The sequence below is a fragment of the Paenibacillus sp. cl123 genome (assembly GCF_900101595.1).
Taxonomy (GTDB): Bacteria; Bacillota; Bacilli; order Paenibacillales; family NBRC-103111; genus Paenibacillus_G.
Window position 1 is genome coordinate 158,356 of record NZ_FMYY01000011.1, and the last position, 23,185, is coordinate 181,540.

Genomic DNA, 23,185 nt, shown 5'->3' on the forward strand with positions numbered 1-23,185 from the left:
TGTGACAAATGCGTTATTGCAGTAAACGCAGCGACAATACGGCAAGGTCCTGAACATCGACTTTATGGTCATTATTCAAGTCATGCTTGGCGTTGTACGCTCCTCCGACCGATTTGGCGACGATGACAAGATCGATCATATTGACAGTTCCGTCTTCATTCACATCGGACAAATCTTGGACGATCTGCACGGATACCTTAATATCCTGCTCCGGCGAATCGGCCTTGCCGGTTTGATCCGCGTCCGCTTTCGCCAGCTTGGAGAACTTGGACAGCGTCACCTCCGTTGTACCTGCCTGGACCGCCTTCAAGGTGATGACGGCAATATCCGCATTTCCGCTAATCACATGATCGCCAAGCTGAGACGCCACCAGCTTTACTTGCCCGGGAGTTGCCGTGTTATATTGGAAAAACACTTCATTCCCATTTTTGAACGCGTCGGCTACACTGACCTGATCCACCGTGAACTTTGCGGGGTCATAATAAACACTCGCTGTGACGGCATACAGCTGGTTGGCGTTCTCCACCTTAACCTTGACCGGAAGCAGACTGTTTTTCTCCGTTGTTGCGCCCGGGATATCCAGTTTCAGCGTCCCTGCCTTCGCCGCCGTATCCGGGAATTTGCCGGTAAGCTGGAAGTCGTCATAATAGGAAGTAGTCGTATAGAGCAGGGAAACGGATGCAAATACCCGAGCCGTTTTCGCATTGGCCGGAGCCTTGCCCGTAAGCTGCACGTCCTGCCATGTTTTCAAGCCGGTCGAGATGTGGGTGACCAAATCCGAACCCGTTTGTTTGCCGTCGGCGTCATAGAACCGGAACAAGAAACTTGTGCGCCCGGTATCGATATATAACTTGGCGCTTGCATTATAGGACTCGCCGGGCAGTATGGCGATCGGATCGCTTCCGACCAGGATGGACTCCGTCGTGGAAGTATCCGTGATCTTCAAGCTCCTCGTTCCGCCGGAAGCTTGCTCGCTGCTGTACGAATACGAAGTATTCGCGGACGGCTGCGAAAGCAGGCTCCAGCCCGGGGCTTGCCCGTTTACAAGCTCCATCTCGAAGCTTCCGTTGTACACATTCGTCTCAGGAACAACCGGCCCTCCATTATTGCCCGGCGTGACCGGGATCATCATAAGGTGGGTAGAATCGGCATAGTACATATTCCCGTCATCGCCCAGCGTGAACAATGGCGTGTTAATGCCTAAGGAGCGGTGCTCCATCGTAAGCGGATTGACGATCGTCAGCTTGCCGTACAGATCTGTGTACAGCAACCCATCTGTTCCCCAGCGCAGATGAATCGGACGCCACATGCCGTAGCCCGTCACGCCTGGGTAAATCTCCTTGCTCTTGACAACAGCTTGCGTGTCGGGATTGATGGCAAAAATGGTGCCGTCAGCCGCCGCCCACAGCAATCCGTCGGACCCGAACGTTAGCCCGCTGATCATCCTGGGCGCCTTCGCCGCTCCCGGCAGCACGGGAGCAAATTCTTTGATTTTTTGTCCCGTGGCCGCATCCCAAATAAACATCTTGGCTGCGGTCGCCGTCGGCTCGCTGTCTAGACCTCCGAGGATCGTCGTGGAGCCGTAAATTTTACCGTCCTTATGGGCCAAACCGACGATGCTTTGATCTTGGACGACATTGCGGTATACCTTATGCTTGACGGAGCCGACCGCTGCCGAGTCATATTCGACCAGCGCCCCGCCCAGCTTGCCATAATCGGGGATCGTGCCCATATACATCTTGCTGCCCACTGTTATATTCACATAAGGACGATCCTGTTCTTCCCCGATCGTAAACAGTTTGACCGGATTGCCGCTGCCGATGTCGCGCGTGTTGTCCAGCTGGTAAATTTCGGCATGCGGATACGTATTAAACAGCGTGTTGCTGCCGATAAATCCGATGCTTTCGGCCTGCCCCATCGTAAACACTTGATTGACCCCGGTCGCCGGATCGTAGACAGCCGCTGAGCCGCCAGGATACCCGCTCATATACAGCTTGCCGTTCGGGCCTTTCTCCAGGGCATGAATCGGAATCGGCTGCCCTTCGAGGATGGCTGGCTTTGCCGTATACGTTTCCGTCTGGATATTAAACAAACCGATTTCGCCGTTAAATAAGGTATTTACGAGCGTTGGTCCCGGGAACGCCGCCTGATCGGCAAAGTTCACCCAGCCGCCGCCTTTCATCGAGAACCCCTGCACCATGGATGTTTCTCTTGTCGCGAAAGTGGCCAAATCCAGTTCAACAAGCTTATTGCCGCCGGTCGCGTTTAATTTGAAATACGCCTTGCCGTTCATCGCCTGCGATACGCGATTGCCGTGGAAATTCGGGAACTGCTCGGGCCTCCACCGCTCAAGCTCCATATCGTAAACAATCAGCGTACTAATCCCGCCTCCGCTCAAATGAGCGAACAGATACTTGTCAACGGCATCCAGCTGATAGACAAACGGATAGTTCCCGTAGGTGGCTCCCGTTACCGCCGGCAGCTCAATCGGCGTTTTTTGGCCGGTGTCCGGATTCAGCTTAACCAGAGCGCCGCTCGTGCCGATGCCCGCATAGAGCGAGCCGTTATGATAAGCCAACGAGCGTACATAGCTGTTCGTATCCGACATGCGCCCATAATCGCTGAAGCGCCTAGCAGCCGGATCGAACTTCCATACGATCGCATTCGGATATGTTCCTCCGTAAATATTTCCTGCCTCGTCGGAAGACAATCCGTATATCGCCGATTCTCCGGCCTTGATGACGCCCAGCTCTTCCAAGAGCTTGGTCGACTGGGAATACCGGTACAAATACCCGCCGGTCGCCGCAATATACACATACCCGTTGGGCGCTACAACCATCGACCAGGAATCTTTGGCGGAAGGCAGCGGTATCGTGCGAACGACTGCGTAGGTATCCAGATTGATCACATTGAATTGGGCGGGCTCGCCGGCCAGCACCGTGTACAGCATATTCACCCCGTCTTCCACTCCGACCACACTGTCGTAGATGGCGATCGAGGTCGCCGACTTGATCTTAGGTCCCAGATCGACGGGAGCGCCGAATGTCGTTCCGATGGCCGCCTCTGCTCTAGGAACGAATAGCAAGGACAAAAGCACAGATAAGGAAAGAGCAAGGGCCATCCAATTCATAGACTTTACTCGAATCATGGTTTGACTCCCTTCCATGTTAACGTGATAGCTCCATAGCTTTCAGTATGTTGTACAGGACTACCGCCGTGTCCGCCCGGTTCGTTTCCTGTCCGGGAGCTGCGAGACCGGAGCCGACGCCGCTTACAAACCCGAGGGCACGCGCCTGATAAACGGCCGGCTTTGCCCAGCCACTGATCAGCGCATCGTCGTGGAATAGCTCCGTGGAAGGCTCGGGCAGCGAATGAACCTTCGCATAGGCGCGCATCAGCAGTACAATCATTTCTTCCCGGGTCAGGCGTTCATGCGGATGAAAGCTTGTTCCATCCCCCTGTATGGCCCCGGCTTTATACCCTGCTTCCACAGCGCCAGCGAACCAATCGCCCTCCTGCACATCGGCAAATGCGCCGCTGTAAGGAGCTTCTTCCCAGGCGAACGCCCGTGCCAGCAAGGTGGCGAACTCCGCGCGCGTTACCGGCTTGAAGGGGGCATAACGGTCGTCTTCCACGCCTTGGATCACATGTCTCGCGGTCAATATACCGATCGCCTTTCTCGCTTCTTCATACACATCGGCAAGGTCCGTGTAGCTTTTGGCATATTCGAGCACGCCATACTTGCTGAAATGAGATAATCGAAGCTGAAATGTATGACGAGCCGGATCATGCTTGCCCCCTCTCAGGAACTCCCATGCTCCTTTCGTTTCATTCCAGTAGTAGACGCCGAGCTTCTCCGCATCGAAACGATCGCCGGCATAAGCGATGGTCACTTCAACTCCGTCGGCAAATGATGGTACCGGCTCCGCTCTGGTGTTCGTTAGCCGTTCGGCCTGAAACTCGTAGACTGCAGCGGGCAGATACGATGCGCCACGCTCTGTCCTCACCTCTTCCGTTCGTGGCCGGATCGTAAGCGCCACATCGGAAGCGGAGGCATCACCGGACTTCAGAGATTTCCATGGGAACAGCAGGGCAGCACCGGCTGATTCCAGCTTGACAGCCATATTCGTATCGGATAAAGCTTGCAGGACTTCGCCGGATATCCGTACGGGAATCGCTTCATTCCCTTGGACTTGCAGCCGGACAAAGGATGGCATGTCTGCCTGCAGCCCTCTTGCCGTCGCCGCTTCCATTAGTCCTGCGGCTGTTTGGACGGCTTTCTTGAGTAGGCTTGCATCTACTGTCAGGTAAGCCTGCGAATGACTTGCCGCGTTCCCAGTCTGAGTCGCAGTTCCCGTTCCAGTTCCAGGCGCAATTTGTAGGGGGAGGTCCAGCAGTCGTTCCATCAGGCGTGCCAGCTGCAGGTTCATCTCTTCTCGCCGGGTAGAGGGAATAGCCGTGTCTGCCATCTGGAGCAAGCGCAGCCATTGATCCGCTGCTTGGGAAAGCTCCTCCCGGCTCGGGTTCTCCTTCAGCGCTTCCGGCCATGTTACCGCAGGTACGCCTGCTCCGCCTCCGGAGCCTCCGCTCTGTTCGCTCCCTGTCCCCCAGTCCTTGGCCAAGATCGTCAGCTGCAGCGGTGAATCCGTTTGGACCGGGATGACGCGAAGGTCGTTTCTGCCGAATTCATTCAGGAACCTTTCCGTCGAAACGACCTTTAACCCGGTTAATCCGACGGAAGCATTGCCCGGCTCAAGCGCCTGAATGGTGAAAGACGCCAATTCCACCTTGCTCTTATAGCCTGTATCCCCGATATTATTTCTCAATAAAGGATACATGGAAGGTAAAGCTGCGGCCGTGCCGGCAGCCTCCAGCTCCCGTGCGTCGCTGTAGCCGGCAGCAACCGACCTCGACAAGAGCTTCAGCTTGGCTGTATCGTATACCAGCTCAAACTGGACGCCATAAGCATCGGCAACATGCTGAAGCGACACGCTGACGGTCAGGCTGTCCCCCGCCTTCAGCGAAGCAGCGGAGCCGGTTAGCTTTGCCGCTGCCGCTGCTGTATCTGGCTCTGCATGAGTGCGAGAGGTTAAGAAGGTTATACTTAAGACGATCAGGCATAAGGAGAACAACGCTTTTTTCAGCAATCAGACACCTCCTTCCCCGTGTTCGAACAACGTGCGCGAGCCATTCCAAATCACTCTCCCTTCACGTATTACAGCTCTTCACTGTGAAGTTTAGTGGACAAACGTATGGACAACAATGAGGCGATTGTGCGATTTACCATGCAATATTACGGACTTTCCTCAGGCATCAGAAAACATGCCAAAACCCGCATTGTTTCGACATACCGATACAATCACAAACAAAATAGCCCCACAAAGTGGGAATTTATTTCGAGTTCGGATCAGGTACTTGGCGGGGATTCCCTCTATGAAAGGAACATTTGAGCGGTTACCGGAAAATCGTCTAAACGCATTACACTTGGGGTCGGGTTTGTGCGAAATATCGCATAAACGCATCACACTATTGGGCAAACATGGACGTTTCATCTGGAACATCCGCTACTACCGTCCCCCTCCCAACATGCCCAAGCAACAAAAAAACCGGCATGATCGCCGGCCGTTCTACGAGGTGCTGTGCATTCTCTTTTTGAACTCCATAGGGGTTAAGCCATAGTGGTCCTTGAACAGCTTGGAGAAATGAATACTGTTCTCATACCCAACCTGCAGGGCAACCTCATAGCTTTTAAGCGTGCTGGTGAGCAAAAGCTCCCTGGCCCGCTGCATGCGGATGGCAACCAGGTAGCCCCAGATGGTGTTCCCTGTCTCCTGCTTGAATAGATTGGCCAAATACGTGCGGCTTATCGCCACCTCGTCGGCAACGTCCTGCAAATTGATTTTTTCGGCATAATGCTGCTGCAAGTAAGCTTTCACCTGATCGATCGTCCGGCTGGAGGAGCGGCCTTTTGCTTGCCTCATCGCCTTCAGCATTTGCCGGGCCGCTTCCTCCATTCGCCCGACGGCGGCGAGCCGGAAGACGAACCGGGCGCGCTCGCGGGGAATCGCATATGGCTCCAGACTTTCGCCTATGTATTCGTCCAACTGCACGTCCACGCGGTATTTGCGGATTTCCTCCAGCACGAACTCCAGCCAAACCATCGACAGCTCGTTGAGCAAGTAATATTGACCGTCCGCCCAACCCTCGAGCATTTCCAGCGTTTCCACGATCAGCATATACATGTTATCTTCCTGCAGCGTCTGCAAATTCGTCACCCAGCGCTCCAGCATGCCGGACTGGTGCGATATTTTTCTCATAAAAATAGCGGCAGCCTTATCTTTCCTGCTTCGCTTCAGCCTGTCGACGGTGACGGTGACGGCCTGCTGCAGCACACTGAGCTCGACAGGCTTCATCACATAGTCCACGACATGCAGCTGCATGCTTTTCCTGACATAGGTGAAATCATCGTGACTGGATACGACGATACAGCTCATCCAAGGATACTTCTCATTGATATGCTGAATAAGCTCCAGACCGTCCATATGCGGCATGCGGACATCCGTAATGCATATGTCGGCAAAATGCTGCTCCAGCCACTCCAAGCATTTCACCCCGTTGGACGAGCTTCCCGCTGCAATAACGCTGTCGCAGCTCCCCAGCTTGTTGGCCAAGCTGGAACGGATTAAATGTTCGTCATCCACAATAATCGAACTATAATACATCGAAGATCACCTCGTCCTTGGCATGTCCCCCTGGAAGGGAAATACGATCGTCACTACGGCGCCTGTACAGTCGGTTCGATTGCTTAACGAAATTCCGGCATGCGGATCGTTCTGATAATACATTTTCAACCTGAAATGCGTGTTCAATAGCCCAATATGAGCATTGCCGTGCTGCAGCGGAGACAGATTGATCCGGTTAATCTCGCCGCTGATCTCCTGCAACTTCTCTTCTGGGAATCCTTTTCCGTTATCCATCATCACGACGCTCACGTACGGATCTCCCTGAATACTGACCCATTCCACGGCAACCGTCAGCAGCAGAGGGACGTCCTGGACCGCTCCGTGCTTCATGCTGTTCTCCGCAATCGGCTGCATCATCGCCTTTAACCCATAGGCGGAGTCACATCCGGGATCAACGGCAATGGTGTAATCCAGCTCATCGCCGAACCGGATCTTCATAATATGCAAATAATTTTGCAGATGCCGCACTTCGTCGCTGAGCGGAACGACCGTGCTGCTGTATTCGGATGTATAGCGAAGCATCTTGGATAAGGCGATCGTCGTGTCTTCAATCTGGGTATGCCCGGCCAAGTTCGCCAAGGAATTAATTGATTCCAGCGTATTGTACAGAAAATGCGAATCGATCTGCGATTGCAGCGCCGACAGCATCGCCCGCTGCTGCTGCACCTTCGACTCCGCAAGCGCGTTCACCGTGCTTTGCAGATCCTCCAGCATGGCATTGTACGCGACGCCCAGCTCGGCAATTTCGTCGCTTCCCTCAATGTCCACCCGCGTGTCAAATCGCCCCCGGACGGTCGATTTAATCGTCTTCCTCAGCTTCGCTATCCGCTTCGTGAAGGAGGAGGAGATGCCGACGGCGAGCACGATGGATACGAATAAAGCCGCCACGGCGATGACCAGCGTGATCTCCTTGATCAGGATAATGCTGCGGGCGAATTCCCGGTACGGAACGACGACGACGGCTCTCCAATTCGTTGGCTGCACCGAGTCGAACAGCACGAATTCACGGTTGTTTTCCCGGAAAAAAGCGCCGTTCGGCTTATCCTGCATCTGCGCCGCCATATCGGCCGGAAGCCGGTCACCGATCTTCATCTGATCCGGATGCACGAGAATATGGCCTCCCACATCGCTGATGAACCCGTACCCGTTGTCGCCCAGCTCTAGTTCATTGACGATTTTCAGCGCAGGCTCCAGGTCAATGTCAATTTTGAGAAATCCGGTATGCTTGCCGTAGCGCAGCTTCTTCACCATCGTAATGACCGGGATCGCCATCGGCTTGCCCGCCTCGTCCACATAGTTGCTGCTGACCCCGACCTCGAACGTGAAATTATCCGTCTGCGTATATCTCTCCAAATCCGACACATAAAACTTATAATCCTTGTTGAATCCATAGCGGACCGTGCGGTTGATTTCATTTCCGTTTTCGTTATAGAGCGTGATCGATAAAATTTCCGGATGCTGAAAAAAGAACGGCTGCCCATACGCCTTCAAGATGTCCTGGAACAGCAAATATGAATCCAGATCCCGCCCCTTGTCGAGCTGCAGCCATTTCTCCAAATCCGGAGCTACGGAAATAAGCAAAAAGCCTTGCGAATAGCTGTAGAAGTACCTCTCGAGATTCAAGCTGGCCTGCTTGAGCACCTGATTGCTTAAGCGCTGCACGTCATATTTAACCATCGCCGAAATCTTCAAATAACTGACGATCCCTATGGAGCTGACCACCCCGACGATTAGCGCCGACAATACGGCGATCAGCTTCCATTTCATCTTGTTCCGTATCTGGCTCAGTATGTACAATAGCGTTCGCTCCTACAGTGCCGCTGCTGTTCTCCCCATTTTACCACTTTATCCTTGGACCTTAAATGGACGACAAGAACGATAACTAGGAAGGAACGGCTCCTCCCTAGTTATCTCGCTTATTTTCGTTTGTTTTCCTTCACCCACTTCGTCATCTCATCGATCAGCTCCTGGCCGCCCATCGCACGCCAATCCTTGACGAACTGCTCCCATGTCGCTTCGACTGGCGCGCCTTCCGCAATAATTCTCGCCGCAGGCTCATGAAATTCGGAGTAAAGATTAAACAAATTTTGACCGACCGCCGGCATGCCCATCGTCAGGCTGGTTAACCCTTCCTTATTGGAAATGTTGATCGCCTGCTGCATCTTGTCGCGTTGAATTCCCGTATATCTGGCGTTAAAGGCCGCCTCATTATGGGCATGCATCTTGAACAAGGCTCTCCACTCCGTCTTCTGCTCTTGCTCGGACGCCTCTTTGTAGAAGTAGATGCCGTTCTCTTCCCCGTAGTTGATGCCTTTCACGCCCAGCTCGGAGAAGATCTGCCCTTCTTCGCTAAACAGCCAATCGAACAGCTTCACCACGGCCGCCGGGTCCTTGGAGCTTTTCATAATCAGATACGTCTTGTTGACGGGAAAATTCACCGAACCGATCGGACCGTCATAGCCGGTTCCGCGCGGCGTCGGGATCGTGACGACATCCACCTTCTGGCCCGGCAAGCCGTCCTGCACCACCTTCTGGTATTCGTAAGCGCCCTGCGGCGTGAAACCCCAGGAGCCGGCCAGCCCCGAAGCAATCTTCTGCTTCCAGATGGACGAGGAATTGACAAGGAATTCGGAATCCAGCAGACCCTCCTTGTGCATCGTCTGCATGAAGGCCAGCCCTTTCTTGAAATTCGGATGCACGAACCCGGGTACGATCTCACCGTTGTATTCAATGCCTTCATAAGGCGAAATTCCCCACATGCCCCAGATCATGTCCCCGGTCCATGAAAATTTCTCGCGCATCGTAAAGGCGATTTCATCCTTTTTCCCGTTGCCGTTCGCATCGCTGTCGCGGAATTTGCGGAGCATCTCCAGCAGTTCGTCCGAGGTGGCCGGCATTTTCGTTATCCCGAGCTTATCCATCCAATCCTTACGGACATAAAACAGACGGGAAGACGGCGTATTGCTCGGTTCGGGAATGCCCATGATTTTCCCGTTGATCGTCACGGCATCCCAGGCGTATTGCGGGATATATTTTTTGAGATTCGGCCCATGCTGCTCGATCAGCTCATTAAGCGGCAGGATCAGCCCATTGTCCAGGGCGCCGTCTCCTTGCGTCAGTCCGAAGCCCATATACACATCGGGAAAATCATTGGCGGCAAACTTTAACTTCAGCTGATCCACATAATTCGCGTTGGGCAGGAAGCTGATATTCAGGTTCATGCCAGATTTGTCCATCATATATTTCACCGTGGGGTCCTGCGCCAGGTTTCCGGCCGGCACCGCTTTCGATAAATCCGGGGCAAAAATTTTGATCGTCGGCGTCTTCTGCTCCCCGGACCCAGCCGATTCCTGCAGTTGTGCCGTGCCGTCTGCGCCGCCAGTCCCCGCTTGGCCGTTCGTACATCCCGCTGCCAGCACCAGCGCTGCGGTTGCTGTCGTAAGCATCCACCTTTTCCCTTTGAACATCCTTGTATCCCCCTTTTTTTATTCTTTCAACGATCCCAGCAGAGAGCCTTTAATAAAATGTTTTTGCACAAAAGGATAAATCAACAGCACAGGCAGCGTCGCCACCACGATGGTAGCCATCTGCAGCCCTTGCGGGGAAACGTCCGTATTCACGATACTGCTCATAAAGGACTGGGCGTCGTTCGTATTGTATTGGGTGAGCAGCATGTATAAATATAATTGCAGCGGGCGCAGCTTGGGGTCCGTAATGTACAGCAAGGCCGAGTAATAGTTGTTCCAATGGGCCACGGCGTAAAACAGGATTAAGGTTACGATGATCGGCATCGACAGGGGCAGAGCGATCTGCCACACCGCGCGGTATTCCGATAACCCGTCCACTCGCGCCGCTTCGAACATTTCCTCCGGAAGCGACCGGAAAAACGTAATGCACAAAATCATATTGAATACACTCAATGCTCCCGGGACGATCAAGGACCACAAGCTGTCGATCATCCCCAAATATTTCACCAGCAAGTAGGAGGGGATCATCGGCGCCTGAAAGATCATGGTGAAAATGACGAACAGCATCAGCAGCTTGCGTCCCTTTAAATACCCTTTGGACAGAGGGTAAGCCGTAAACACCGTCAGCACCATGTTCACGAACGTTCCGATGCACACCACATACAGCGTGACGCCAAAGGACCGCCAAAACGTCTCGTTCTGGAATACAAGCCTGTAATTATCCAGATTGAAGCCGACAGGCCATAAGCTGACCTGGGAGTGAATCAGTGCATTCGTCGTGCTCAGCGATCCAGCCACCACATGGGCGAGCGGGGCCAGCACGAGCAGGCAGGCGAAGACAAGCAGTAGGGCGTTCAGGTTGTCAAAGCCGGTCCCGGCAAAGGAACGTTTGATTTTCATTCGTCTTGCCTCCTTAATACAGCCCTTCGCCAGTAGTCGCTTTGCTCGCCCGGTTCGCGATCATCAGCAGCGCAAAGCCAACAACCGATTTGAATAAGCCGATTGCAGTCGTCAAGCTGTATTTGCCGCCCAGAATGCCGACCCGGTAAGCATACGTATCCAGCACATCGCCGGTACTGAGTACTAACGGATTCAGGAATAAGTAGATTTGTTCAAAGCCAAGATCCAGAATATGTCCGATCTTGAGCAGCAGCAATATCATGATGGCGGGCAGCATCCCCGGCAGTGTCACGTAGCGGAACTGCTGGAACCGGCCGGCTCCGTCGATCTTCGCAGCTTCATAAAGCGAAGGATTGATTCCCGCTATAGCGGCCAGAAAAATAATGGCGCTCCAGCCCATCTCCTTCCAGATGCCGCTCGCAATAATGATCGTCCGGAAATATTCGGCTTTCTGGAGGAACTGTACCGGTTCTCCGCCGAGCGCAACGATAGCCTGATTCACGAAGCCCGTCTGCACGGACAGCAGCATGTACGCAAATCCGAACACGATCGTCCAGGACAGAAAGTGGGGCAAATAAACGACCGTTTGCACGACCCGTTTGAACACGATGCTTTTCACTTCGTTCAGCAGCACCGCGAGAATGATCGGCGCCGGAAACGTAAACACAATTTGATACAGGCTGATCATCAGCGTGTTGACAAGCAGCCGCTTCAAGTTCGGGTATGTCATAAATTGCTCGAACCACTTTCCCCCCACCCAGGGGCTGTTCATAAAACCCTTGAAAATATTATAGTCCTGAAACGCGATAACGCTGCCCAACAAGGGGAAATACTTGAAGACAACCAAATACAGCATGCCGGGGATGAGCATGATGTACAAAGCGCGATGCCTGAACATCCACTTCCGTGTATCGGCCGCTGTGCGCGGCTTTCGGTCCGCTTCCGCTAGAGTCTGTGATTTCATGGGCACCACCTTCGTTCGTACTGCTTTTATTTTATAAGCCCGATGCGGCAGCCACAATGAGACGATGTTTGGAATTACTGTGAAATGTTAAGGTTTTGGCTGCTACTCGAGCAGGCCCGTCTACGCCTGTTGAATCTATTGCCACGGTTCGGGGTAATAAACAACAAGAATGACCCTAAGGAGGAGACAGTTATGGCGACTATAAAAGAAAACGTAACGGGCATCAAGGAAAATATCAGCCGCATCAAGCAATCCATCGATCAGATTAAAGGACAAGCCCAGATCACGGTAGAGGTCGCAAAGGATACCGCTGCAGATATGAAGGAGAAGATCGCCAAGGTCAAGGACTCCGTCGAGGAAATGAAGGCTTCGGTCGCGCAAGCCAAGGAGGATCTGAAGAGCACGGGCGAGGCGGCCGCAGAAAAAGTGGAAGCGGCGGGGAGCAGCGGTTCGGCCATGGCGCCCAACGCCCTCGCGGCGGTCGGCGGAGCATCTCCAGAGCTGGACCAGCCGGCGGCATTCGAATCGCCCGAAGAGCTGAACGTGGAGAAATCGGGGAACGGCTTCATTATCCGCGGAGCACAGGGCATGATCGGAGAAATTACGTATGCGCCTGTCGACTCGTTCACCTGGGTGCTGAATCATACGTATGTGACGCCGGAATACCGCGGCCGCGATATCGCTCAGCGCCTGCTGCGGCGCGTGGCGGAGGAAGCCCGGAAGGAGCACAAAAAAATCATCCCCACCTGCTCCTACGCCGCTGTTCAGTTCAAGCGACACGATGAGTATGCGGATGTGTGGAAGCAGTCTTAGAGGCTGCTTGAACGAAAGAGCCCCGCTACCTGAGAGAGACCGCCCTGCAGATCGCCGGGCGGTCTTTGATTTGCCCCCTCCACTCAGTAATAGTTCTTTCCGACTAAATAGTAATGGTTTATATAGGCAAATTGTAGTATGTTAGATTCTGTATATCATATATGGCACTAGGAGATGAGAGACGGATGTCAACGAGGTTCCGCTTTTTGAAAGTCATGCTTTCGGCATTTCTGTTTATTGCTATTGCCGCTCCGGCGGTACATGCTTCCGGCGATAGGTATGTGACGCAAATTACCTTTGTGGATATGAATGAATCGCATTGGGCCAATAGCGCAATCACAGATTTGGCCAAGAGCCAGATCATTTCGGGCTATGAAGACGGCTCCTTCAAACCGGAAAAACACGTGACCCGGGAAGAGTTCGCCGCCCTGATCGCGAAAACGTTCTATCTTGACCTGCCCGGCACCGATTCCGCGCAGACCTACTATGATGTTTCTCCCGATCGATGGTCGTTTCCCTACATAGAAGCCTCCAAGGATTTTCTGACCGGCTATTATCCTCCTTCAGGCAAAGCCATCTTTAATCCGACAACCGACGCAACAAGAGAGGATGTCGCGGTCGCGCTGGTGAAGACATTGGGTTATCAGCCGGATGAATTGCAGGACAATAAAATTTTGGAAAGAAGATTCTACGACCTTGGAAGCATTTCTCCCAACTTGCGGACTTATGTAGCCCTTGCTGTAGAAAAGCAGCTTTTCGACGGCTATCCCAACGGCACGTTCAGAGGCGACAAGCAGGTAACCCGCGCAGAGGTGGCCTCGCTGCTGCACCGGGTCATTAAAAATGCGTCAACGGACAGCCGTACAGGCATACAGCTTGATGTTATCGTGCCGGAGACGACCACCAGCAATTCCTTTTATGTTTCGGGCGAAACCACCAAAGGCGCAACGGTGACCATCAACGGAAGAGAAGTTGAAGTCTATCAAGGACAATTTAAAGAAGGCGTAAGAATCGATGAAGGAGAAGGCGTATACCGGATCGTGGTCGTCTCCAAAATCCCCGGGGGCAAGTCCAAAACGGTGACCAAGGAAATTCGTTATGAAAAAGGCGCGCCTACACTGACTGTGAAGGACATCCCGCAGCAAACGAATAAACAAAGCGTTACGATTTCCTGGAGTGTCAGCGGCGATCATGATCCCGTTGTTTATGTTAACGACGAAGCTCAAAGCAGTTGGAGCTCCGGCAAAACCGTCGAGCTGCAGGAAGGCGCCAATACGATCACGGTGAAAGCCGTCAATTCCTTGGGAAAAACAACAACGGTTACCAAACAGATCACGTTCAACACCGACGGCCCCGTTCTGAAGGTGTCCGATATTCCGGAGACAACGGACAAGCAGACGGTGACGGTATCGTGGAGTGTGTCCGATAAAAACGATTCATCGCCCAAGGTTTATGTCAATGACGAGGTTCAATCCGGTTACACGACAAGTAAGACGATAAGCCTGGAGGAAGGCGTCAACACCATCGTCTTTAAAGCAACAAATAAACTAGGCAAGTCCATCACCGTTACTAAAACGATCTCGCTCGGCACCGGCGCGCCCAATTTGAAAGTAGGGCCAATCCCAAGCACCACCGAATCAGAGCGGGTGAATGTCTCATGGAGCGTAACGGATACAAACGACTCTTCTCCCAAGGTTTATATCAACGACCAGCTCCAGTCCTATACAACGAGCGCGTCAATTGTGCTCGAGCCGGGGGAAAATACGCTGATCTTTAAGGCGACAAACGCCAGAGGAAAAGAAATCGCCTTGACGAGAACCATCACGTTCAATCCGCCCGCCCCCAAATTAATCCTTGGCCATATCCCGAGTACGACCGCCAATAAAACGGTTTCCATTACATGGACGGTCACGGACAAAAATGATTCCTACCCCAAGGTGTATGTGAACGATATGCTGCAGAGCTATACAAGCTCCACCACGCTCCAGCTTGCAGATGGGGCCAATCCTATTCAAGTATTGGCCACCAATAAGTACGGCAAAGTAACAACGGTCACAGAAACGGTTTATAGAAATCAGAAATAGCTAACAACGATCGACAAAAAGCGGAGCCTCTTCCCTATCGAAGATGCTCCGCTTTTTTATGGTGTCTTCCGGCCCCACTGGAACGGCGAGCTGTCCATGAATTGATTCGGGTTGGCCTGCACATTATGCACCCAGAACGTAAAGTGCAGATGCGGCCCGGTCGAAAAGCCGGTCGTGCCGACGAGGCCGATGATGTCGCCTCGCTTCACCCGGTCCCCTGTCTTGACGTTCAGCTTGGAGAGATGGGCGTATTGGGAGAACAGCCCCATGCCGTGATCGAGATAGATCGAGTTGCCGGTCAAATAAAGGCTGTCCGCCAGCGCAACGATGCCGTCATTGGTCGCCCGGATCGGCGTGCCTTCTTTGGCCGCCAGATCGATCGCCATATGCGAGCCGCTCAGCTTGCCGTTGACGTACCGCGTATAGCCGTATGGCGTCGTCAGCCTGCCTTCCACCGGCACGACAAACGGCTCGCGGAACAGAAATTCCGGCTGCGACTTGCTGCGCGCGGCGTCGATCTTCTGCTGATCGGCGTTGATCCGCTGCGTGTCTTGGCGCATGCTCTCCATTTCCTCGGTTACCTTCAAATACTGGGTCTCGAAACGCTTCGCTACGATCTTCAGACTCTGGTCGCCGATCGGATAGCTACCGGGCTTCACGCCCATCCCGATGGGCAAATAAGTGAAGTAGCCGGAGCCGTAAGGCTGCAGAGTGTACGTCTTTCCTTGCCACTCTATGTCGCCTGCCCGGCTGTGCCGTACGAGCACGGCGTCTCCCGGGCTGGCCGTATCCGGCAGCAGCAGCCACTCCGAGCGGAATGCCTGCTTCGCCTGCTCGGCGGAAGCATATAAGGCCGCTTCCTCCTGCCGCTTGGCCAACAGCTCCTTTTCTTCGCGGATAGCCGTCCGCACCGCCTCGCCAGCTTCAGCCTGCCAGGTGACTCCGCCATCAGCGGTGACCATCAGCTTGCCGGCCAGCTCGCCCGAGTCCTGCACGAGCGCCCAGCCGATGCGGTCCGTCATGCGCTGCAGCTGCTTGATCGGGTAGTCCGCGCCCTGATAGCGCAGCGTGGCGGCGGGAGGCTGCGCCGCTTCGTCCTTCAGCCGCAGCCACTCATAGCCGGCAGGCAGCTGCGGGGCCGCGACGGTTTCAGGCGAAGCCGCTCCTCCGGCAGCCGGAGCGTTGCCTGCGGCCGGCAGACCGCCTGCCTGCGCCTCCGGCAGCCGATCCGTCTCCGTCCAAGTCATCCCGCCGTCCGCCGTCGTTTTGAAGCCGTCCGTATAACGAATCCATCCGTTATCCAGATCCGTCATCCGGAACTCGACCGCTTCCCGGCAGCAAGGAGGCTCTGGCTGCCGGTTAGCTGCCGCCCCCGTCAATCCGCCGTTGTCCGAGGGCGTGCCGCCGCCAGCCAGAGCCAGATAAATCCCAAGACCTGCCCCGCCTATCACAGCGCACAAGACCGTAAGCAGTAGCGCCGGTCTAGCCTTCTTCCGTTTGCGGGCACGGCCGGTTCTTCCTTTCTGAGGCATGTCTGCCCCGAGGCTCTCGCCCTCCCGTTGTCCGCTCATTCTACCCTCTCCTCCTATGCCGGGCCATCCAGGCTCTGCCGAATATCCGGTCTTCTCTTACTACCATCGTACAACGATTGGCCACAGCAAACAACCGTATCTGTAACGCCGGATACGGTTGTTTTTCCAGATTAGAGCCGCCTTAGCCTCTTGCCGCGTTTCGCGAAGCTTGTGCCGGCCTGCACCAGACCGGCGACCGCAGGAGGCGGCTTTCACTTTGCTTCTGCCCCGCTGTTTCCGTTTACTCGCTCACAGGGACGGCTGGCGCAGCCCCTTTGGATGACTTTACATCATACAGCGCATGCTCCACCGAGATGATATGCTCCGGCTTCGGCTTGCCCCTGCTGTCCCGGTGTCCCTGGATATGCACTTCGCTCGTTTCCCACTTCTTCCAAGCGGCTTCCGACTCCCAGCGAATCATCACGGTGACCTCTTCGTCGCCCCGGCGCACCCGCTTCACCAGAACGCTCAAGTCGATAAAGCCTTCAGACTGCTCGATATGTCCCGGGCCGCTAAACCGCTGCACGACCAGATCCGAGGTGCCTTCCTTGACGATGAACCGCTTTGTCTCAATGAACATCCTCATCCTTCTCCCTTCGTTTTCATGCTATCCGTTTACTATACCATGCGGGGCTCTCGGCATTCCATTCCTTGTCAGGGTTCCATGATAATGGACTCGAAAGTCCCTTGAGCGATTAAATGTGGAGCAATCCGGCAGGGGATGAAGCCTGCTGCCCGGTACGATATTACGAAAATAGTCGGTTACATAATCATATAGCTCCTGAGCAGCTTTTCCGTGTACTTCATATTGCGTTCGACAGGGGCGTTGCTGCCCGTAAGCCGGCTTGCCATAATAGCCCCCTCCATCGAATCGATCAGAAAAGAAGCCATCTCGGCAGCGTCGAGCTCGGCGCTGAACTCCTTATTAGCGATGCCTTGTTCAATGATCGACCGAACAAACATCACCATGCCGCCATACGCTTCCGCAGCCTTCTCCCGCAATTCGGGGAAAGTGCCGTCGCTTTCCACCGCCGTATTCAGCAGCGGACAACCGCCCGGAATCGGCGGGTTATCAACGGCATCCTGGTAAATCGCCGAGATTTTCATCAGCTTATCGAGCGCGCTCGTCCCTTCCGCTTGTGCCTGGATAAAGAACTGCTGCAGAATCTGTCCTGATCTTTCAAAGGCGGCCAGCACAATCCCTTCTTTTGTTTCAAACCTGCGGTAAATGGCTCCCTTCGGCAGCCCGGTCGCCTGCATAATATCCTGAACCGACGTTTGCGCGAAGCCCCTCGTATTAAATAAATGCACCGCGTGATTTATAATGTGATCTCGGATCATATCCGGCTTCCTCATGAAATTCATCCTCCTGCCCGGCTTTCGTCTGCTCGCGTTCCGCTTATTCTTAATATTGTCAAGAATCACTTCGCATTGTCTATTTAAATTTAGCAGACCTCATCCTATAATGGAATTATTCAGACCGAACGGTCCGGTCCGTTTTCTTTCTATTATACATCAACAGCATAAGGAGAGTGTACCAATTTGAAAAATCGAACGGAGAAGAAACATACAGCCGTTATCTGGCTGTCCGTCATCGCGTTGATGTGGATCACGCATACGCTGACCAAAAACTTTGTATCCGATCCTGCTTTCGCCAAGCTGATCGCTCTCAAGGAGTCCTTCACGGCCGACCGTTCCTTGTGGCTCTTCATGCTGCGGGCGCATATTTTGCTGGCTATCGTCTCGCTTGTTACAGGCCCGATCGGCGCTATCCGCAAAATTCGCCAACAGTCCCCTGCTTTGCACCGATGGAACGGACGGATTTACATCGTCTCCATCCTGCTGAACTTCATCCCCGGACTTTACGTTTCCTGGTTCGCAGCGGGAGGCTTGACGGTCGCAGGGTTCCTCGTGCTGAACATCCTCTGGCTCGGGACGACCTGGCTCGGGTATGTGTACATTCGCCGCAAGGATGTCGTCAGGCATTCGCAATGGATTTTGCGGAGCTTCTTTCTGACCTTCGCCAATTTGACCATCCATCTCTTGCTGCCGATCGGCCAGCACGCTCTCGGGCTATCCTATGTCAGTGCCTATGCGCTTGCCGTCTGGGGAAGCATGCTGCTTAACGGAGGATTGGCAGAAATAGCGATACGCAAGAAGTGGTTGATCTAAAGGCCAGTGGTTGACTTAGAGGCAATTCCACGAGAGGTTCGGACTCATTTTTTACTCCAAATCGAACCGGACGGTCCGGTCCTAATTATCCAAAGGAGAGAGCGAGCATGCTTAACGTTCAAATCGTATTATTCGACGGGTTCGATTATATGGATGTCATCGGTCCATATGAAGTATTTAAAGCAGCCGGGATGCTGAGCGGCGCCGGGATGAACGTAAGCTTCGTAAGCGCTGAAGGCTCAAGAACAGTGCCCAGCGGAATGAACGGCCCAGGTCTTCTCGCCGACGGAAAAATCACGCTCGGCAAAGGGGGATTTCTGGTAGTTCCCGGCGCGATGGGCACGGTTGGCCTCGGCGATTCCGGTCCGGATGCCGTCATTACCCGACTGCGGCAAGCGACAGACACCGCATTGATGCCCTTTCTCAGGGAAGCCATGACTCGGAATGACGTGACCGTCGCGACCGTTTGCGGAGGCACCATGCTGCTGGCCATGGACGGACTGCTGGAGAATCGGTATGCGGTGACCCATTACCTGGGGATGGAGGCGCTGGAGGCAACCGGAGCCAGGCCCGTCCCCGCCAGGGTCGTCGTGGACGGCCGGCTTGTAACCGGAGGCGGTGTGACCTCGGGACTCGACGTCGCCTTGTATTTAGTGGAACGCGAGCTTGGGCCGCAAATCTCGCACGCTGTCGAGAAGCTGTTCGAATATGAGCGAAGAGGCACAGTCTGGCATGCGTCCGGAATGGCGCCGATTGCCGCTCAACAAGCGCAAGCCGCTCCTGACGAAGCCTTATCCGATGCATCGTTTCCTCTCCCCCAAGCCTCCTCCCCTCATGCCTTCGACGGTATATGGGACCTCGCCATCGCTACGCCTCTCGGCCAACTTTCCGTCGAGATGACCGTCGCCACAGCGGCAAACGGCAAAATTCGCGGCACATGCCGTCAAGGGGACGAGATCGCCGACCTGATCGACCCGCGCATCGAAAACGGTCGAATGGCCTGGTCATTAAGCATCAGAAAACCAATGCGCCTGAACTTGAAATTTACCGCCACCGTTCAAGAAGAGCAGTTAACCGGAACGGCCAAGGCGGGCATGCTGCCTTCTTCCAGGGTGCAGGGAACGCGCAGGAAGGAGTAGCCGACAGGGAAGCAAGCAGGCTTGGCTTAAATGCCGGCTTCAGCCGCGTTCATCGCGGCGGATGGTGAAAGGGGCAGAAAAAAAGCCACAACGCGTGGATTAATCGCATTGTGGCCGGATGGCTATTCTATCGCCCCATGAGGCGATGAGGCGATAATTTGCCGCTAATTTCTCACAAACTTGACGGCATCGGCATTGACGTAGGTGCCGTTGGCATTGTCCGTAAGCTCTACATAGCCCGTCGTCCCCGCAGAGAACGGATGCGTGCCCAGCAAGATCCACGAGCCGCCCGGAATCGTCTGCTGGTTCACCGTGTAGAGCTGCGAGCCGCCGTTATAGTGGATGCGGAACGGCGCGTTCGTCGCTCGGCCCGAGTTGCCGTCCGGCAGCCGGTAATACACCGAGTAGCTGCCTGCAGACGACAAGGACGGCCGCCAGATCGCCTTTCCTGCTCCCGTACCCGTATGCTTGTACAAGTAATCCGAGCCATAGTAATTAGGCAGCCCTGTCGATGAAACCCATGTTCCCGTTAATTCCGCCTCCGTATTGTCGATCACGATCTCCGGCTGCTTCACAAACTTGACGGCGTCGGCAATGACATAGGTGCCGTTGGCATTGTCCGTAAGCTCCACATAGCCTGACGTCCCCGCAGAGAACGGATGTGTGCCCAGCAAGATCCAGGATCCGCCCGGAACCGTTTGCTGATTCACCGTATATAGCTTCGAGCCGCCGTTGTACTGAATACGGAACGGCGCGTTCGTCGCTCGCCCCGAGTTGCCGTCCGGCAGCCGGTAGTAGACCGCATAGTTGCCCGCGGAGGACAAGGTTGGCCGCCAGATCGCCTTTCCTGCTCCCGTACCCGTATGCTTGTACAAGTAATCCGAGCCATAGTAGTTAGGCAGCCCCGTCGACGAAACCCATGTTCCCGTTAATTCCGCCGCCGTATTGTCAACGATAAATTCCCCGGGATCATCAGAGCTAAATTCAACCTTGAACGTTTTTCCTTTGGCCCCGTTCACGTTCACGCTGAGCTTGATCGTTGGGGACAGCTGCGTCACCGTGATACCCGAATCCGCGCGGACGACGGCGCCCATGCTGCGGTTCAGCTCAAGCTGAATGCTTCCCGTGTTCGCCTGTGTCGGATCGGATACGGCAACCTCCAGCCCTCCCGACGTCTCCTTGAGCATGACGGCGGCTTTTTTATTGCTGGTCACGCCCGCCGCCGTCTTAACCGTATCATTCCAATAGTGGATGCCTGTGACTTGCTGCGTGTTTTCCCGAACCGCCTGCGCATCGGGTGTATTCTCCAGCACCGTGATGTCCGGATTGCCCGCATACGCGCCCACTTGCGCCGCCGTCTTGCCTGGCAACAAGACGTAGGAATAAGCGGCATTGGCCGGGTTGACCCCGTGGTTGAACCATAACGTCATATAGTTGCGCGTCATCGGCGTTGTCGGCGTGGTGGCCCTGGCGTCGATGTCGCTCCACGCCCCCGTTCTGGCCTCGCGCAGCCCTCTGACATTCGCGGCGCCCGGGAAGTAGTAGCCGATATCGCTTCCGGATACGTTCCCCGTCAGATGGGCCCATTGGACGCCGGTCATATTCTCCGTCCAGCCGAGCGTCGCCGGCTTGGCGCTGCCGTTGACCGTCAGCGTATTGCCGCCGCTGCTCTGCAGCTTGCGGTTGTCGACGATCGTCTCGATCGTTTTCCCGTTCGTGCCCGAGATTCCCGCTCCCAGCGCCACAATCTCATCATCAAACATAAACCACGATTTTTTCATCGAAAGCGAGCTTGACCTTACCAATTCCATCCCCATGCTGCCGAATGTTCCCGCAATTTCCGTGCCGCCCACCCAGTTTTTCGTGCTTTTGAAGGCCGGGCCTACGGTTGTGTTTTGCTGAACGGTTGTGCCGGGGAGGCGGTACGCATTGACAGTGGGCCAAAATCCGTCGCTGAACTGTCCCAAATCCCCGTTGTACAGGTATGTCATCCCTTCTCCCGTATACCATCCCTTCAGATTTTCGTTGCTGAACGACTCGTAATTGGCGATCCGGCTTGAATGCGCGCTGATGGCGAAGCCGAACCCCGGGCGAAGCTGCACGGCGCGATCCATGGCGGGAAACAACCGGTATCCGGTCAGCTCTTCGCGCGGGATGACAGAGGCATCGTTCAGGACGCTTTTGCCCAGCACAATCGAATGAATCGGGGCGGCGGCAAAAAAGTTTCTGAACGTATCCTGCTGCACCCAGCTCTTCACCATCCGCTTCATTCTGTCCGCTTCCTCGGCCGGAGCAAATTGAGCGATTCTCAGGATGGCCTGGATGACGCCATGGCCCGCCTGATGACTTTCCTGGTAATGCCTCGAAATTTCTCTCCCTCTGGTCATATCCATCATGGCGCCCTTATAGATCAGCGGCTCGAACGAATCGTACACCCAGCTGTACATGTTCTTCTTGTCCGGATCGGTAACCGCCCACTCCGAGCCTTCAAGCACGTACATCACCTTGGACAAATCCGACAGCAGCGCTCTCCCGTATCCGCCGTTATACGAGTAGAAGTTATGCTGGATAAACGAGCCGTCGCGATAAAAGCCGTCCCCGGAAGTCGCATAGTTAAACACGGGGCCAATTCCGTTGCGGGCCTTAGTAATCTCGGCGCTGTTTTTGATGAGAATGCCGCGCAGCGCGATAACGGTACACTCCCATACCCTGTTGGCTCCGGTCATGGTCACCGTGGGCTGAAAATGTCCGACCGCGTTCATATAATTCGCGATGCGGGCCGGCGTCAGCTGATCATACATCAGGACAGCCGTGTCGTTCAGCGCCATCGGCGCGCCGATCTCCCAATCCCACCAGTTGCCGTAGGTCGTTTTGTTCTCGTTATACCGGTTGGCGTACATCCAGTCCAGCCCGATCAGGATATCGTTTTTCAGAGCGTTGTTCTGATAAAGCGCCGAGCCCTTGGAGGCATAGCCAAGCGCCATCTCTCTCAGCCGGGTGTACCCGCTCGTAATCTGGGCGGAGCTCGTCGCGCTGGCAAGATCGCTCCACAAGTAGCTGCCCGGCGTTTTATCCATCGCGTCCCAATTGGCTTGCGCTTTGTCCGCGATCGCCGTTAGCTGGGCGGCAATATCCGGATCGGACGCGTTGTAGCCGCTTCCGCCGGTCAGCAGCGCCTTCCATTTCTCCCGCAGGCTGTCGAATTCATCCGCGGCATAAGCCGGCTTGGGCGACACCGTCCCGAACAGCATCAGCAGCATGGTCAGCATCAGTGCAGCGCTTACAATTTTTTTGATCGACAATTCATGATCACTCCCTTGGCTTGATTTGCT

15 protein-coding genes are annotated in these 23,185 nt (G+C 54.7%); 4 read left to right on the forward strand and 11 right to left on the reverse strand.

Annotated features, from left to right (window positions below; all coding sequences use genetic code 11):
- Positions 1-13: 13 nt before the first annotated feature.
- The 7 genes from BLR08_RS18140 to BLR08_RS18170 all read right to left on the reverse strand — a co-directional run bounded on the left by BLR08_RS18140 (position 14) and on the right by BLR08_RS18170 (position 12,074).
- A complete protein-coding gene (locus tag BLR08_RS18140; protein WP_176835550.1) occupies positions 14-3,148 on the reverse strand; it encodes a cohesin domain-containing protein in 3,135 nt (1,044 codons plus the stop codon).
- A gap of 19 nt (positions 3,149-3,167) precedes the next feature.
- Positions 3,168-5,147 carry an S-layer homology domain-containing protein gene (locus BLR08_RS18145; protein ID WP_072335193.1) on the reverse strand — a complete coding sequence of 660 codons (1,980 nt, stop codon included), beginning with the start codon at positions 5,145-5,147 and terminating at the stop codon, positions 3,168-3,170.
- 480 nt (positions 5,148-5,627) lie between these two features.
- Positions 5,628-6,722, reverse strand: coding sequence for a response regulator transcription factor (locus BLR08_RS18150; protein WP_072335190.1), 1,095 nt, complete (start codon positions 6,720-6,722; stop codon positions 5,628-5,630).
- A gap of 6 nt (positions 6,723-6,728) precedes the next feature.
- Complete coding sequence (locus BLR08_RS18155; protein WP_072335187.1) at positions 6,729-8,540, reverse strand: sensor histidine kinase; 1,812 nt, start codon at positions 8,538-8,540, stop codon at positions 6,729-6,731.
- Between the two features lie 119 nt (positions 8,541-8,659).
- On the reverse strand, positions 8,660-10,210 hold the full coding sequence (locus BLR08_RS18160; RefSeq protein ID WP_072335184.1) for an extracellular solute-binding protein: 1,551 nt from the start codon (positions 10,208-10,210) through the stop codon (positions 8,660-8,662).
- 18 nt (positions 10,211-10,228) lie between these two features.
- Positions 10,229-11,110 (reverse strand): carbohydrate ABC transporter permease, encoded by an 882-nt coding sequence (locus BLR08_RS18165; protein ID WP_072335181.1) that lies wholly within the window; start codon positions 11,108-11,110, stop codon positions 10,229-10,231.
- Between the two features lie 13 nt (positions 11,111-11,123).
- The gene (locus tag BLR08_RS18170) at positions 11,124-12,074 is read right to left on the reverse strand and encodes an ABC transporter permease (RefSeq protein WP_072335178.1); all 951 of its coding nucleotides are present in this window, start codon (positions 12,072-12,074) and stop codon (positions 11,124-11,126) included.
- 192 nt (positions 12,075-12,266) lie between these two features.
- Between BLR08_RS18170 and BLR08_RS31775 the strand changes: the two genes are divergently transcribed.
- A complete protein-coding gene (locus BLR08_RS31775; RefSeq protein WP_256257750.1) occupies positions 12,267-12,887 on the forward strand; it encodes a GNAT family N-acetyltransferase in 621 nt (206 codons plus the stop codon).
- Between the two features lie 185 nt (positions 12,888-13,072).
- Positions 13,073-14,971 (forward strand): S-layer homology domain-containing protein, encoded by a 1,899-nt coding sequence (locus BLR08_RS18180; RefSeq protein WP_072335174.1) that lies wholly within the window; start codon positions 13,073-13,075, stop codon positions 14,969-14,971.
- Between the two features lie 56 nt (positions 14,972-15,027).
- Here the strand turns inward: BLR08_RS18180 and BLR08_RS18185 are convergent, their stop codons facing one another.
- From BLR08_RS18185 to BLR08_RS18195, 3 genes are all read right to left on the reverse strand, one after another.
- A complete protein-coding gene (locus tag BLR08_RS18185) occupies positions 15,028-16,542 on the reverse strand; it encodes a M23 family metallopeptidase (protein ID WP_072335171.1) in 1,515 nt (504 codons plus the stop codon).
- Between the two features lie 241 nt (positions 16,543-16,783).
- Entirely contained in the window at positions 16,784-17,122 is a 339-nt protein-coding gene (locus tag BLR08_RS18190) for an antibiotic biosynthesis monooxygenase family protein (protein WP_072335168.1), read from the reverse strand.
- Positions 17,123-17,304: 182 nt separating this feature from the next.
- On the reverse strand, positions 17,305-17,898 hold the full coding sequence (locus tag BLR08_RS18195) for a TetR/AcrR family transcriptional regulator (protein WP_072335165.1): 594 nt from the start codon (positions 17,896-17,898) through the stop codon (positions 17,305-17,307).
- Positions 17,899-18,084: 186 nt separating this feature from the next.
- Between BLR08_RS18195 and BLR08_RS18200 the strand changes: the two genes are divergently transcribed.
- Positions 18,085-18,714, forward strand: a complete 630-nt coding sequence (locus tag BLR08_RS18200) for a DUF2306 domain-containing protein (RefSeq protein WP_256257749.1) — start codon at positions 18,085-18,087, stop codon at positions 18,712-18,714.
- Positions 18,715-18,821: 107 nt separating this feature from the next.
- Positions 18,822-19,853, forward strand: a complete 1,032-nt coding sequence (locus tag BLR08_RS18205; protein WP_072335161.1) for a DJ-1/PfpI family protein — start codon at positions 18,822-18,824, stop codon at positions 19,851-19,853.
- Between the two features lie 164 nt (positions 19,854-20,017).
- Here the strand turns inward: BLR08_RS18205 and BLR08_RS18210 are convergent, their stop codons facing one another.
- Positions 20,018-23,155: a polysaccharide lyase family 8 super-sandwich domain-containing protein gene (locus BLR08_RS18210; RefSeq protein WP_072335157.1), complete on the reverse strand. Its 3,138-nt coding sequence runs from the start codon at positions 23,153-23,155 to the stop codon at positions 20,018-20,020.
- Positions 23,156-23,185: the final 30 nt, after the last annotated feature.

Bases quoted from the DNA above. Each gene is read 5' to 3' on its own strand.
- BLR08_RS18180 (WP_072335174.1), top strand. From the start codon at position 13,073: ATGTCAACGAGGTTCCGCTTTTTGAAAGTCATGCTTTCGGCATTTCTG.
- BLR08_RS18205 (WP_072335161.1), top strand. From the start codon at position 18,822: ATGCTTAACGTTCAAATCGTATTATTCGACGGGTTCGATTATATGGAT.
- BLR08_RS18165 (WP_072335181.1), bottom strand. From the start codon at position 11,110: ATGAAAATCAAACGTTCCTTTGCCGGGACCGGCTTTGACAACCTGAAC.
- BLR08_RS18140 (WP_176835550.1), bottom strand. From the start codon at position 3,148: ATGATTCGAGTAAAGTCTATGAATTGGATGGCCCTTGCTCTTTCCTTA.
- BLR08_RS18160 (WP_072335184.1), bottom strand. From the start codon at position 10,210: ATGTTCAAAGGGAAAAGGTGGATGCTTACGACAGCAACCGCAGCGCTG.
- BLR08_RS18190 (WP_072335168.1), bottom strand. From the start codon at position 17,122: ATGTTCATTGAGACAAAGCGGTTCATCGTCAAGGAAGGCACCTCGGAT.
- BLR08_RS18150 (WP_072335190.1), bottom strand. From the start codon at position 6,722: ATGTATTATAGTTCGATTATTGTGGATGACGAACATTTAATCCGTTCC.
- BLR08_RS18195 (WP_072335165.1), bottom strand. From the start codon at position 17,898: ATGAGGAAGCCGGATATGATCCGAGATCACATTATAAATCACGCGGTG.
- BLR08_RS31775 (WP_256257750.1), top strand. From the start codon at position 12,267: ATGGCGACTATAAAAGAAAACGTAACGGGCATCAAGGAAAATATCAGC.
- BLR08_RS18170 (WP_072335178.1), bottom strand. From the start codon at position 12,074: ATGAAATCACAGACTCTAGCGGAAGCGGACCGAAAGCCGCGCACAGCG.
- BLR08_RS18185 (WP_072335171.1), bottom strand. From the start codon at position 16,542: ATGAGCGGACAACGGGAGGGCGAGAGCCTCGGGGCAGACATGCCTCAG.